The 12,342-nt window shown below is 71.1% G+C and carries 14 protein-coding genes; 8 read left to right on the plus strand and 6 right to left on the minus strand.

Annotated features, from left to right (window positions below; genetic code table 11):
- Nucleotides 1-27 precede the first annotated feature (27 nt).
- A complete protein-coding gene (locus OG505_RS24770; protein ID WP_355134399.1) occupies nt 28-519 on the plus strand; it encodes an NUDIX domain-containing protein in 492 nt (163 codons plus the stop codon).
- A 111-nt stretch (nt 520-630) separates the two neighbouring features.
- Here OG505_RS24770 and OG505_RS24775 read toward each other — a convergent pair whose 3' ends face one another.
- A complete protein-coding gene (locus OG505_RS24775; RefSeq protein ID WP_405428038.1) occupies nt 631-2,307 on the minus strand; it encodes an MDR family MFS transporter in 1,677 nt (558 codons plus the stop codon).
- A gap of 158 nt (nt 2,308-2,465) precedes the next feature.
- The gene (locus OG505_RS24780) at nt 2,466-3,008 is read right to left on the minus strand and encodes a type 1 glutamine amidotransferase domain-containing protein (RefSeq protein ID WP_405428040.1); all 543 of its coding nucleotides are present in this window, start codon (nt 3,006-3,008) and stop codon (nt 2,466-2,468) included.
- 180 nt (nt 3,009-3,188) lie between these two features.
- Between OG505_RS24780 and rfaE2 the strand changes: the two genes are divergently transcribed.
- Nucleotides 3,189-4,985, plus strand: coding sequence for a D-glycero-beta-D-manno-heptose 1-phosphate adenylyltransferase (gene rfaE2 / locus OG505_RS24785; protein ID WP_405428042.1), 1,797 nt, complete (start codon nt 3,189-3,191; stop codon nt 4,983-4,985).
- Nucleotides 4,982-5,860, plus strand: a complete 879-nt coding sequence (locus tag OG505_RS24790) for a glycosyltransferase (protein ID WP_405428044.1) — start codon at nt 4,982-4,984, stop codon at nt 5,858-5,860. The genes rfaE2 and OG505_RS24790 overlap by 4 nt, the downstream gene beginning before the upstream one ends.
- A 7-nt stretch (nt 5,861-5,867) precedes the next feature.
- Here the strand turns inward: OG505_RS24790 and OG505_RS24795 are convergent, their stop codons facing one another.
- The 3 genes from OG505_RS24795 to OG505_RS24805 are packed head-to-tail and all read right to left on the minus strand — an operon-like array spanning nt 5,868 to nt 8,038.
- Nucleotides 5,868-6,974: a glycosyltransferase family 9 protein gene (locus OG505_RS24795; RefSeq protein WP_405428046.1), complete on the minus strand. Its 1,107-nt coding sequence runs from the start codon at nt 6,972-6,974 to the stop codon at nt 5,868-5,870.
- A gap of 9 nt (nt 6,975-6,983) precedes the next feature.
- On the minus strand, nt 6,984-7,535 hold the full coding sequence (locus tag OG505_RS24800; RefSeq protein WP_405428048.1) for an Hsp20/alpha crystallin family protein: 552 nt from the start codon (nt 7,533-7,535) through the stop codon (nt 6,984-6,986).
- The gene (locus tag OG505_RS24805) at nt 7,532-8,038 is read right to left on the minus strand and encodes a DUF2231 domain-containing protein (protein WP_405428050.1); all 507 of its coding nucleotides are present in this window, start codon (nt 8,036-8,038) and stop codon (nt 7,532-7,534) included. The genes OG505_RS24800 and OG505_RS24805 overlap by 4 nt, the downstream gene beginning before the upstream one ends.
- A gap of 163 nt (nt 8,039-8,201) precedes the next feature.
- Here OG505_RS24805 and OG505_RS24810 point away from each other — a divergent pair, with 163 nt between their 5' ends.
- A complete protein-coding gene (locus OG505_RS24810; protein WP_405428052.1) occupies nt 8,202-8,819 on the plus strand; it encodes a pyridoxamine 5'-phosphate oxidase family protein in 618 nt (205 codons plus the stop codon).
- A gap of 22 nt (nt 8,820-8,841) precedes the next feature.
- Here OG505_RS24810 and OG505_RS24815 read toward each other — a convergent pair whose 3' ends face one another.
- A complete protein-coding gene (locus OG505_RS24815) occupies nt 8,842-9,246 on the minus strand; it encodes a VOC family protein (protein WP_405428055.1) in 405 nt (134 codons plus the stop codon).
- A gap of 147 nt (nt 9,247-9,393) precedes the next feature.
- Between OG505_RS24815 and OG505_RS24820 the strand changes: the two genes are divergently transcribed.
- From OG505_RS24820 to OG505_RS24835, 4 genes are all read left to right on the plus strand, one after another.
- Nucleotides 9,394-10,038 carry a class I SAM-dependent methyltransferase gene (locus tag OG505_RS24820; RefSeq protein WP_405428056.1) on the plus strand — a complete coding sequence of 215 codons (645 nt, stop codon included), beginning with the start codon at nt 9,394-9,396 and terminating at the stop codon, nt 10,036-10,038.
- A gap of 79 nt (nt 10,039-10,117) precedes the next feature.
- The gene (locus OG505_RS24825) at nt 10,118-10,648 is read left to right on the plus strand and encodes a 2'-5' RNA ligase family protein (protein ID WP_405428058.1); all 531 of its coding nucleotides are present in this window, start codon (nt 10,118-10,120) and stop codon (nt 10,646-10,648) included.
- A 123-nt stretch (nt 10,649-10,771) separates the two neighbouring features.
- Complete coding sequence (locus tag OG505_RS24830; protein WP_405428060.1) at nt 10,772-10,921, plus strand: hypothetical protein; 150 nt, start codon at nt 10,772-10,774, stop codon at nt 10,919-10,921.
- A 345-nt stretch (nt 10,922-11,266) separates the two neighbouring features.
- Nucleotides 11,267-11,815 (plus strand): hypothetical protein, encoded by a 549-nt coding sequence (locus OG505_RS24835; RefSeq protein ID WP_405428062.1) that lies wholly within the window; start codon nt 11,267-11,269, stop codon nt 11,813-11,815.
- The last annotated feature ends 527 nt before the right edge of the window (nt 11,816-12,342 follow it).

The raw sequence follows: 12,342 nt of genomic DNA on the forward strand, positions 1-12,342 counted from the left end.
GTTGGGAACCCCCGTAAATTGTCGCAGGTGAGCATCTCCTGGGCCGACTCATACGTGGGGCAGTTGCGCGCGCTCGCCGGGGACCGGACGCTGATGTTCGTCGGCGCCCGAGCCGTGGTCAGCGACAACGCGGGGCGCATCCTGCTCATCCAACGCTCGGACAACGGCCAGTGGGCCATGCCCGCCGGTGCCATGGAACTGGGCGAGTCGATCGCCGACTGCGCGGTCCGCGAGGTCCGCGAAGAGACCGGACTGCGGGCGCTGCGGGTCTGCGCGTTCGCCCTCTACACCGGCCCGGACCGGACCAGCACCAACATGTACGGGCACACGTACCAGGTCTTCACCACCGCGTTCAAGGTCGAGGAGTGGGACGGGCAGCTGACCCGGGTCACCGACGAGACCACCGACGCCGGCTTCTTCCCCCGCGACAGGTTCCCCACTCCGCTCTCCGGATCGGTGTTGGAAACCCTGGCCGACCTGGACGTCTTCGAGCAGACCAACCGACTGATCCTCAAGTAGCGAGCTTGGTCGGCTCCAGATCACGGAAGTCGGGGCATGCGCCGTTCGGCTGAGGCGGCTGGATGACGCCGACCGCCCCGGGGAGATTCCGGGACGGTCGGACGGGCGCGGTCAGATCATCGTCTGGGACTTGGACTCCATGTCCGCGGCGGCCTCTTCCTTGGACTCGCGCGTCAGCGGCTTGCCGCCCGCCGCCGCGGCCTTGCCACCCAGCGGGTCGGCGCCGCCGGTGACGCCCTCCGGGGCCGCCCCCCGCAGGGTGTGGTTGGGCAGCGCCAGGGTGACCAGCACCGCCACGATGGCGACGAGCCCGGTGGTCAGGAAGACCAGGTGCAGCGACTCCACGAACGACGCCTGGATGGCGGCCCGGACGGCGCCGGGCAGGGCCATGATGGTCGCCGGGTCGTTGATCGAGATGTTCGTGCCGCCATTCGCCGCGACCGCGGCCCGCTGCTCCGGTGGAAGCTGGGCGATCGCACCGGGCAGCCGGTCGGCGAGCTGCGAGTTGAGCCGCGACGAGAGCACCGTGCCGAGGATCGCCACCCCGAACGAACCACCCAGCGACCGGAAGAACGTCGCCGACGAGGTACCCGCGCCCAGGTCGCGGACGGAGACCGCGTTCTGCACCGCGAGGACGAGCGACTGCATGCACAGGCCGAGGCCGACGCCGATCACCACCATGAAGCCGAACGCCATCCAGAGCGACGTGCCCACCTGCAACCGCGTGAACAGCAGCATGCCGAGCACCAGGGTCGCCGCCCCGGCCACCGGGAACCACTTGTACCGGCCGATCCGGCTCATCGCCCGTCCGGTGAGGATCGAGGTCACGATGATGCCGGCCATCATCGGCAGCATCAGCAGACCGCTGCGGGTCGGCGAGGCGCCCTTGACGATCTGGAGGTACAGCGGGATGAAGATGATCGACCCGAACATCACCAGACCGAGCACGAAGCCGGCGGAGTTGGCCAGCGCGAACGTGGCGCTGCGGAACAGCCGCAGCGGGAGGATCGGCTCGGCGACCCGCGCCTCCTGAAGCACGAAGAGCACGGCCAGCACCGCACCGGCGACGAAGAGGCCGATGATCAGCCCGGAACCCCACGGGTATTCGTTGCCGCCCCAACTCAGCGCGAGCAGGAGGCAGCTCACCCCGGCCACCAGCAGGCCGGCGCCGAGCCAGTCGATCGCGTGGTCCCGGCGCTCGAACGGGATCAGCCGCATCACGTGGTAGCAGACCACGATGGCCAGGATCGCCAGCGGGACGTTGATGTAGAAGATCCACCGCCAGTCGGTCTCGGCGAAGTACCCACCGACCAGCGGGCCGGCCACCGACGCGATGCCGAACACCGCCCCGAACAGACCCTGGTAGCGGCCTCTCTCCCGGGGCGAGACCACGTCCGAGATGATCGTGAACGCCAGCGTCAGCAGACCACCGGCGCCGAGGCCCTGGATGCCCCGCGTGACGATCAGCTGGGTCATGTTCTGCGACAGGCCGGCCAGCAGCGACCCGAGCAGGAACGTGCCGATCGAGAAGAGGAAGACCGGGCGACGCCCGTACAGGTCGGCCATCTTGCCGTACAGCGGGGTCGACGCGGTCGAGGCGAGCAGGTACGCCGTGACCACCCACGAGTAGTGGTTGATCCCACCCAGCTCGCCGACGATGGTCGGCAGGGCCGTGCCGACGATGGTCTGGTCGAGGGCGGCCAGCAGCATGCCCGTCATCAGGCCCAGCATGAGCAGCCGGATCTGCTGGCGATTCAGTACCGGCGCGGCAGAGGCTTCGGTGGTCATCAAGCCCTCTTTCCCGACCACCGGAGAACATGCCCCATACCCGAGAAAAACCCCACCGCTCCCATACCCCACCCCGCCGCCACCCGGTCGATCATGAAGTTATTGCCACGACACGCCGGGTGAGCCGGCAATAACTTCATGATCAACAGGGTGGGGGGTCAGGGGGTGGTGAAGGTTTGGGTGATCTTTGCGCAGAAGGCGGGGAGGTCGTCGGGCTTGCGGCTGCTCGTCAGGTTGCCGTCCGTCACGCACTCCTCGTCGACCCAGGTGGCGCCGGCGTTGGTCAGGTCCGTCCGCAGGCTGGGCCAGGAGGTGATCCGCCGGCCACGCACCACGTCCGCCTCGATCAGCGTCCACGGGCCGTGACAGATCACCCCGACCGGCTTGCCGGCGTCGAAGAACGCCTTCACGAACCGCACCGCGTCCGGGTCGGACCGCAGAAAGTCCGGGTTCGCCACCCCGCCCGGCAGCACCAGCGCGTCGTACCCGGCGGCGTCCGCCTTGTCCGCGGTGACGTCCACGTCGTACGTCTTGGACTGGTCCAGGTGGTTGAAGGACTGGATGGAACCGGGCTTGAGCGAGACCAGCTCGACCGTCGCGCCGGCGTTCTCGACCGCCTCGCGCGGCTGGACGTACTCGACCTCCTCGACGCCGTCGGCGGCCAGGAAGGCGATCCTCTTGCCCTGCAGTGTCGCTGCCATCTCGGTACATCTCCTTTCCGGGGTACCTCAACTCCGTTCCCGACCACCAACGCCCGAAACACCACACGGCGGTAACGACGGGCACCCCCTCGACGAGGGTGGGACGAAAAGCCGCCGACCCGCGGCGCAGCCGGTCCCGGCGCAGGTTTGTCCCGGGGGCCGCTGGGGACCCGGGGAGGCATGGCAGGAGCAGCAGCGGAACAGCGCCGGCTCGCCACCGTCGTGGAGAGCTGGCTCGGGCGACCGGTCCTGATCATCGGCGACGCCATGCTGGACGAGTGGCGGTTCGCCGACTCCGACCGGCTCTGCCGGGAGGCACCCGCCCCGGTCCTCACCCTGCGCCGACGGATCTCCGCCGCCGGTGGGGCCGCGAACACCGCGGTCAACGTCGCCACCCTCGGCGGTCGAGCCGTGCTGGTGGCGCCGGTCGGCGCCGACGTAGCCGGCGACGAACTGCACGACTGTCTGGACCGGGCCGGCGTCTGGGACCGTACGGTCAACCAGCCCGGTCGGCCCACCCCCGTGAAGCGCCGGATGCTCGCCGGCAACCAGATCCTGCTGCGGGAGGACTCCGGCGACGCGGACGACGCGCTCGACCTGGACGGGGTGGACCGGCTGCTCACGGCGCTGGACTGCGCCACCGAGGAGCTGCGCGCCGCTGCCGGCGGAGAGGCGCCGACCCTGGTGGTCTGCGACTACGGCCTGGGCGCGCTGCCCGCGCCGGTCCGCGCGTGGCTTGTCGAACAACGCGAGCGGTACGCCACGGTCGCGCTGGACGCCCACGACCTCGCCGACTGGCGGGGGCTCGCGCCGACGGTGGTCACCCCCAGCTTCGCCGAGGCGACCCGGCTGCTGGCCCGTACCGGTGGCGCGAACCGCTCGACCGCCGGCACCGACCTGCACCTGGAACACCCCGACAACGATCCCGCCGACGGGCCGTCCGAGTTGAGCGTCGGCGCCGCCCCGGGCGGGGCCCGCGCCGACGACCGGCCCGGCCCGGTCGGCGAGCCCACCCCGAGCGAGGGACGGGTGGCCCTCACCGGCGACGGCCTCAGCGTCACCGGCACCGGCGTCACCGTGAACACCGAGGTCGGAGCGGGCGTGGACCGGGCCGTACTGGCCGAGTCGCGCCTCGCCGAGCTGCGCGCGCACACCGGCGCGGACGTGGTCGCGGTGACCCTGGACACCGACGGCGCGGTGGTCGGCGGCGCGGACGGGGAACGGCGGCGCAGCCACAGCACGCCGGTCCCCGCGAGCCACGCGGTGGGTGCGGGAGACGCGTACCTGGCGGCGATGACGCTGGCCCTGGCCGCCGACGCGCCGCTGCCCACCGCCGCGCAACTCGCCCAGCTCGCGGCCACCATCACCGTCTCCGACACCGGTACCTGCGTGTGCCTGCGCAACGACCTGCTCGCCGCCCTCGACATGCCACCGGAGACCGCCGGGCACCCGGCGGTGGTCGGCACCGACGAACTGGACGCGATCGTCGCCGAGCATCGCGAGGCGGGCCGGTCCGTGGTGTTCACCAACGGCTGCTTCGACGTGCTGCACCCCGGGCACGTGCGCTACCTGGAACAGGCCCGCGCCCTGGGCGACCTGCTCATCGTGGCGGTCAACTCGGACGGCAGCGTACGCCGGCTCAAGGGGCCGGACCGACCGGTCAACCCGGTCGAGGACCGAGGCGCCCTGCTGGCCGCGTTGTCCTGCGTGGATCACGTGGTGGTGTTCGAGGAGGACTCGCCCGCCGCGCTCATCGAGGCGGTCCGACCCGACGTGTACGTCAAGGGCGGCGACTATCCGCCGGAGCTGGTGCCGGAGGCGCCGCTGGTGCGCCGACTCGGCGGTCAGGTGCGCACGCTGGGGTACGTGCCGGACCGGTCCACCTCGGCGATCATCGACCGGATCCGGTCACACAGCCAGGACCCGTCGTCGCACGCCACCGGCCCGTCGCTGAGCCCGCGCACCCAGGCGTCGTGAACCGGCCCCTTGCCCTCGGCACCCCGGCGGAGTTCCGTGCCGACCGGCTGGTCGACGTGTTGGTTCCGACCCGTAACCGGCCCGCCGAACTGGCCGTCACCCTGGCCGGGCTCACCGCCCAGGGCGGGGTTCCCGGCTTCGGCGTGGTGGTCAGCGACCAGTCCGACGGAGATCCGGCGTACGCCCACCCCGCCGCGGCCACCATGGTCCGGGCGCTACGCCACGCGGGCCACCCGGTGCTGTTGACCCGCCGGCTGCCGCGCCGCGGGTTGGCCGAGCACCGCGCCTATCTGCTCGCCGCGTCCTCCGCCCGGTACGTGCTCAACCTCGACGACGACGTCTGGCTGGAACCCGGGGCGCTGCACCGGCTGGTCACCGCGATCGAGGAGCTGGGCTGCGGGTTCGTCGGCAACGGTGTGCACGGCCTGTCGTACACCGACGACATACGACCGGACACGCATCGGCACTACGAGGAGTGGGCCGGTCGGCCTGTCCCGGAGCGGATCCGGCCGGGCACCCCCGAGTGGGACCGCGCTCGCATCCACTCGGCGGCCAACCTGCTGCACGTCACCGCCGAGCTGGCGCTGCCGCCGGGCGCGTGGCGGGCGTACAAGGTGTCCTGGATCGGCGGGTGCGTGCTCTACGACCGGGCCAAGCTCGTCGACGCCGGGGGCTTCGACTTCTGGCGGCGGGTGCACGAGAGACACCAGGGCGAGGACGTGGCCGCCCAGCTCGCGGTGCTGGCCCGCCACGGCGGGGCGGGCATCCTGCCCAGCGGCGCCTACCACCTGGAGACCCCCACCACGGTCACCGAGCGGGACGTGGAAGCGTGGGAGGTCGTCCTCGCCGACGAGGACACCCCACAGCCGGCCTGAGCGCCGCCTACGGGTTGAGCAGTTCGCGGGCCGATTCCAGCACCTCGGCCACCGGCACGTCGGTGACGAACGAGTCGCGGTGCGGGCACTCGCCGTCACCCGGCCGGTGCGGGTAGATGCCCGGCGTGCAGTCCACGCCGCAGACCGGGCAGTGCACCATCCAGGAGCTGATCGGCCGGTGCCGGCCGCGCAACGGCGTCGCCGTGTTGATCAGGTTGCCGACCCAGAAGATGCCCACCGTCGACGTGCCCACCGCGGCGGCCAAGTGCAGCGGGCCGGTGTCGTTGGAGACGACCAGCGCGCAACCGGCGTAGCAGCCGGCCAGCCCACCGAGGCTGAACGTGCCCACCTGCGGCCGGACCGGCACCCCCGCCGCCGCGACCACCTGGTCCACCACCTCCCGCTCGGAGGGCGTACCGGTCACCAGCACCTCGTACCCGTCGCCGTGCAGCGCACGGGCCACCTCGGCGAACCGCTCGGCCGGCCAGCGACGCCGGGTGTCGGAAGCGCCCGGATGCAGCGCCACCCGAGGGCGGGCCGGCGGGCCCAGCACCCGCTCGGCCTCGGCCCGGTCCGCGTCGGTGACCGCGAGCGTCGGCACGATGGTGGTCGCCGGAGCGCCCACCAGGGCCACCGTCTCCAGATAGCGGATCACCTCGTGCTGGTAGTACACGTAGCGGAGCCACCGGTCCAGCGGCGGCGCGTCCTCGGCGCGCAACCCGACCGTCACCCGGGCACCGAGGCTACTGATCAACGGGTTGGAGTTGGCGCCACCGCCGTGGACCTGCACCGCCAGGTCGAAACCCTCGCCGCTGGCCGCCGCCACGAAGTCGTCGATCGTGGACGCCGGCTCACCGGCCTCCGGCTCCCGGATGCCCGGGCCCGGCGGCACCACCAGCACCCGGTCCACCGGGCCGGGCCGGTCGCGCCAGAGCTTCGCGTGCCACGGCGCCCCGAGCAACACGATCTCCGCCGAGGGGTACGCGGCGCGCAACGCGTCCAACGCCGGCAGAACGAAGATGAAGTCGCCGAGGGCGTTGGCGCGCAGCACCGCGATCCGGCGCACGTCTTCGACTCGCCCCGCCGTCGGGCCGAGCAGGGACGGGGTGACCACGTGGACGCGCTACTCCCGGTCGATCTCGCCGACGCTGTCCGGGTGGTGCAGCTCCCGGTCTGCGGCGGGATCGGCCGCTATCGGCGTACCACTGGAGAGGCCGCCCGAGCGCGGCCCGGTGCGGCCGACGGTGATGGTGCGCGCCGTGGGTCGCGCCGCCCGGGGCAGGCGGACGCGCAGCAGCCCGTGGTCCATCACCGCGTCGATGCCGTCCGGGTCGACCCGGGACGGCAGGTCGATGCGGTACTCGAAACCGCGCGTCTCGAAACCACCGGGAATGCCCTGCTCGGCGTTGACCTCCGCCTCGGAGCGGGCCCGCACGCACAGCTCGCGGTCGTCCAGCTCGACGGCCACCTCCTCGGGCGCGACGCCCGGCAGCCGGACGACGACCTGCCAGCCGTCCGCGGTCTCGGTCAGCTCGACGTCGGACGACCCGGCCCGGCCGCCGACCAGCCTGCTCAGCTCGGCGCGCAGCGACTGCAACTCGCCCATCGGATCCCAGCCCTGTTGCCGGCCGCGCCACCCCCGGCCGAAACCGCCGGTCTGCTGCTGCTCGCTCATCGCACGTCTCCGATCCGCCGGGTGGCCGTGGTGTGCCGCAGTGAGCTGGGCGCATCCAGACCGGCGTCGCGGTCGACGCCCACACCGAGCCGGTCGACCAGCTCGCCACCGAGCCAGGCGCTGACGCCGAGGATCGCCACCGCGACAACCTCGATGGCGATCAGCGCGCCACCGGCGGCCCGCGAGTCGGCGTTGAGCCGGACCACCCACACGGCGGCGAAGAGCAGGATCACCGCGAGGTTGGCGCCCGCGTGCAACAGACCCACCCGCTTCGCGCGGGTGCCGGTCGGGATCGCCAGCAGGTCGAACGAGCCGGCCGCCGCGGCGAGCAGGCCGCCGATCAGGCCGACGGTGATGTTCCAGTACGCGACCTCGCCGAGGAAGTCGGGCCCGCCGACCGCGTCGATGATGTCGAAGAGCAGCGCGGTGACCAGCAGCGCGACCGGGAACATGACCAGCATCGGATGGACTGGGTGCCCCAGCACCTTGAGTCGGCTCTCCATCTCCCGGCCTCCACTGGTCGGCTTTGCTGCGGACGGTATGAGCGGCGGGCGTGTCGGGTGAGGCCGTACCCCCGGCGACCCGGGCAAACCTCGCGCTGGCCACGCGGGCCTAGGCTGGCGACGGTGGCGCCGCCACCCGGGTCAACGGTTGGGGGAGGATCGCGTGACGGTGGAGATCACCTCGCACGAGGAATTACGCGAACTGCTCGGCACGCCGGGCGTGCGCGCCGCCAACAAGGACCGCGCCCGCCTGCACGAGCGGGACCGGCAGTGGCTCGCCGCGGCGCCGTTCTGCCTGGTGGCGACGGCGGGCGCGGACGGCAGCTGCGACGTCTCGCCCAAGGGCGACCCGGCCGGGTTCGCGCTGGTGCTGGACGACACGACAATCGCCCTGCCGGAGCGGCCGGGCAACAAGCGGGCCGACGGCTACCGCAACATCCTGGACAACCCGCACGTCGGGCTGCTCTTTTTGATCCCGGGTCGCACCGACACGCTGCGCATCAACGGGCGGGCCCGCCTGGTACGCGACGCTCCCTGGTTCGACGACATGGTCGTCAAGGGGCACCGGCCGGTGCTCGCCGTGGTGGTGGAGATCGAGCAGATCTTCTACCACTGCGCGAAGGCGTTCCTGCGGTCCGCGCTGTGGCAGCCGGAGACCTGGCAGCCCGACGTGCTGCCGTCCCGCGCCCGACTGATCAAGGAGGTCGAGGTGCCGCCCGAGAGCCTGGAGGACCTGGAGAGGCACTACGGCCCGGAGTACGCCAGGAAGATCTACGTCTGACCCTACGGACGGGTCAGGCCGGTCACTCCGGGGTGACCGACACCATCCACAGGTGGCCGTCCGGATCGGCGAAGACGCCCGCGTACCCCCAGGGCTGGGTGGTCGGCTCGGTAAGGACCTCGCCGCCGGCGGCACGCACCCGCTCGACGACAGCGTCCGCCTCGGCCGGGGTGGCGGCGCCGAGGCCGAGCAGGCACTCGCTCTGCCCCCGCTGGGCGACCTCGTGTCCACCGATCACCCAACCGAAGCCGCCGGTCGGGATGAGCATCAGGCGCAGCCCGTCGTTGACAACGAACTGCAGCGGCTCCGGGATGCCATCATCGGCCAGTTCACCCACCGCTTCGAGGCCGAGACCGTCGCGGTAGAAGCGGTACGAGGTCGGACGATCGGCGATCGGCAGACTGATGATCAATGGCGCAGCGGGCACAGACAGCACCTCCACAGGTTGGTCGGACACGGCCACCGGCTCGGGGATGAGGACCGCGTTTCCAGTATGGACAGGGGGACTGACACTCGTAACACAGCCGGGGACGATCGCCCCCCCTTTCGACCCCCGTCCTCTAGCGTGGCCGCCATGAGTGTCGACGGTTGGTTGGCAGACACCCGTACGTCCTACGACACGGTCGCGGTCAGCTACGCGCACCTGGTCCGCGACTTCCTGGCGCAGGCACCCTATGAGCGGGCGGCTCTGGCGTTGTTCGCCGAGGGCGTAGGCGCCGCAGGTGGTGGTCCGGTCGCGGACGTGGGCTGCGGACCGGGTCGCATCACGGCGCACCTGAACGAGCTGGGCATCGCCGCCTTCGGGATCGACCTCTCCCCCGGAATGATCGCGGTGGCCCGCCACGACCACCCCGACCTGAGATTCGAGGTCGGCTCGATGACCGATCTCGACCTGCCCGACGGCTCGGTGGCCGGCCTGGTCGCCTGGTACTCGCTCATCCACATTCCCGACGAGCGGCTCGGTCAGGTCCTCGCGCACTTCCGGCGGGTGGTGCGCCCCGGAGGCCCGCTGCTGGTCGGCTACCACGTGGGCGACGAGACGACGCTCAAGACCGAGGGATACGGCGGCCACCCGATGAAGATCCGCGTGCACCGCCGCCGACCGGCCCAGGTCGCGGCCTGGCTAGGCGACAACGGGTTCACGGTCGAGGCCGAGATGACCGTCACCTCGCCCGAGAGCAAGCTCGGCGGCATCACCTTCGGACGACGAGAGCCCTGACCGCCCGGCGAGCACGGCGAAGACGAGCGGCGGCGAAACTCCGTGGACCAGCACCGGCCATGATCGGGAAACTGCCGGGATGGAACCGACACAGACGGCGCTCATCGTGCCGATCCCCGAGGCCGAGGAAGCGGTACGCCGGTTTCGGGAAGCTCTCGACCCCGCTGCCTCCTGGGGCGTGCCGGCACACGTGACCGTCCTCTACCCGTTCCTGCCTCCGCAGCAGATCAACGACCAGGCCCGGACCGTGCTGCGCAAGACCATTGCCGGCATACCCCGGTTCGACGTTGCGCTGACTCACATCGGCTGGTTCCGTGACACGGTCGTATGGCTTGCCCCGCAGCCAGACCGTCCATTCCGCAACCTCACGGCGGCGGTGTGGCAGCGGTTTCCCGAGACCACCCCCTATGCCGGGGCGCACACCGAGGTGGTGCCGCACCTGACCATCGGTCATGACGCCCCCAATCCCACCCTGAGCCACGCCGCGGAAACGGTCTCCGCGCAACTGCCGATCAACGCGGCCGTCGACATGGTTCGACTCATCGCCGGAACGCCGGGCCTGAGCCCTTGGCGTACCGTCTGCGAGTTCCTCCTGGGGGCGGATCTCTGAGGACGTGCCGGCCTTCCTCGGCGTACCGGGTCAGCACCCTCTATCAGTGGCGCTACCGCCGGCGTCCCGGGTGGGTCGGCACCTGCGCTACGACCAGGCTCGGGTGCAGAGCAACGTCTGGACGTGTACGCGGGCCTGTTCGGTGACGACCTGAACGCGGTCACCAACCGGCTGGACGAGGCGGTCGCTGCGCGGGATGCGGACTATTTGCGGACCGGCACGGTCGGCGGCCCTGTCGTCGACCTCGGGAAACGGCGAAGCCCAGGCCGTTGACCTGGGCTTCTGTGCCGAGCCGCCTGACGGAATCGAACCGTCGACCTACGCATTACGAGTCGGTACCCCGGTGCTGGTCCACCGCCTGGTCCTCGCGCACGACATCGTGGCGAGGTCCGCTGTTGTCCGCTACTGACCGCCGGTTTGGCTGCTCCCTTGGCTGCTCGACGAGGTAATGCGCCGTGGTCGACTCGGGGCAGCCGGTCTCGCGGCTCTGCCGTTGCCGAACGCGGCTATCCTTCAGCGATGCGGCGTGCACGCAGGCGACCAGCCCGTCGTCCGAGGCTGAAACATCTACCAAGCGCCGTGCGGGAAGCCGACTGGTTAACACGTCTCGTGTCCGGCGTGATGGTCTCCATCGCCTTGGCGGTCACGCTGGCGTGGTGGTTCCTCGTTCTGCCTGATGCCTGGGATGGTGTCAGGGCCATCGGCTGGGGGGTACCCGGCTCCGCCGCAGTGACCTGTGAGGAGAGCACAGCGGCAAGGGACCCGCAGTTCTGGACCCTTGGCTGGACCTGCGCCGGCCCCTTTACCTCCAACACCGGTGACTTTCACCTCGACTCGGTGCGACTGTTCATGCACGGCGATGAGCCGCCGGGACCTACCGTGGCCGGCCGCGTGAGCGGCCCGGGAGCGGAATGGATGTGGCCTGATGGCGAGATTGAGTGGGCCTTCGCAGTAGCGCTGGCCATCGGCCTGCCGATTCTCGCCGTCTACCCCTTCAACGCTGCCATTGACCTGCTTGAGCCGTTGAACGGCTGGCCCAAGCCGAGACGAAAACCGCGCGACGGCCCTCCCCAGATGGGCAATCGCGCGCGGCGCCGCCGTCGAAAGCGGCGACCGGGCCGTGCTGACGCCAAGGGGACTGGACGGGTAGCCGAACCTGGTCGGTGAACCGTGGCAAGCGAGCGGACCCCGCCGGGGGTTCCGGTCTCGGATTGTCGGCCGTTGTCAGGTGGTGCGTAGCCGCGTCGACGAGCAGGTGCCGAGCCTCGACGGTTCGCGTTCGGGTCTGCCCCGCATGAAGGCTCGCGCTGCCTTCTTGCTGCCTCGATGCCTGACGCCTCGCTTACAAGCTCTGTGCACCTCGTCTGCGCTCGTCCGGGACCGGCTGCACGCTCGGAGCTTCATCCATGCTCGGACTCGTCAGCATGCTGGCGTCTGGCACGGCTGCTGTCAGCGGTGCTGTCGACAGGCGTCTCGCAGGCGACCCTGGACGACCCCCGCCGAGGGATGCGGTCCCAGACTGCCGGCCGCTGCCAGCTGGTGCCGCCCCGCGTCAACGAGCAGGTACCGGACGTCGTCGATTCGAGTTCGAGGTAACCCGCGTCGGCACTCTCGCTGCCTCTCTGCTGCCTCGTTGCCTGACGCTTCGGTTCCAAGCTCTGTGCGTCGCGTCCGCAGGTGTCGGCAGCCACCTG

This window comes from Micromonospora sp. NBC_00617, from assembly GCF_045161355.1.
Classification (GTDB): Bacteria; Actinomycetota; Actinomycetes; order Mycobacteriales; family Micromonosporaceae; genus Micromonospora.

Excerpts from the sequence above, each read along its gene's own strand:
- OG505_RS24775 (WP_405428038.1), bottom strand. The coding sequence starts at position 2,307 with ATGACCACCGAAGCCTCTGCCGCGCCGGTACTGAATCGCCAGCAGATC.
- OG505_RS24780 (WP_405428040.1), bottom strand. The coding sequence starts at position 3,008 with ATGGCAGCGACACTGCAGGGCAAGAGGATCGCCTTCCTGGCCGCCGAC.
- rfaE2 (WP_405428042.1), top strand. The coding sequence starts at position 3,189 with ATGGCAGGAGCAGCAGCGGAACAGCGCCGGCTCGCCACCGTCGTGGAG.
- OG505_RS24800 (WP_405428048.1), bottom strand. The coding sequence starts at position 7,535 with ATGAGCGAGCAGCAGCAGACCGGCGGTTTCGGCCGGGGGTGGCGCGGC.
- OG505_RS24805 (WP_405428050.1), bottom strand. The coding sequence starts at position 8,038 with ATGGAGAGCCGACTCAAGGTGCTGGGGCACCCAGTCCATCCGATGCTG.
- OG505_RS24820 (WP_405428056.1), top strand. The coding sequence starts at position 9,394 with ATGAGTGTCGACGGTTGGTTGGCAGACACCCGTACGTCCTACGACACG.
- OG505_RS24825 (WP_405428058.1), top strand. The coding sequence starts at position 10,118 with ATGGAACCGACACAGACGGCGCTCATCGTGCCGATCCCCGAGGCCGAG.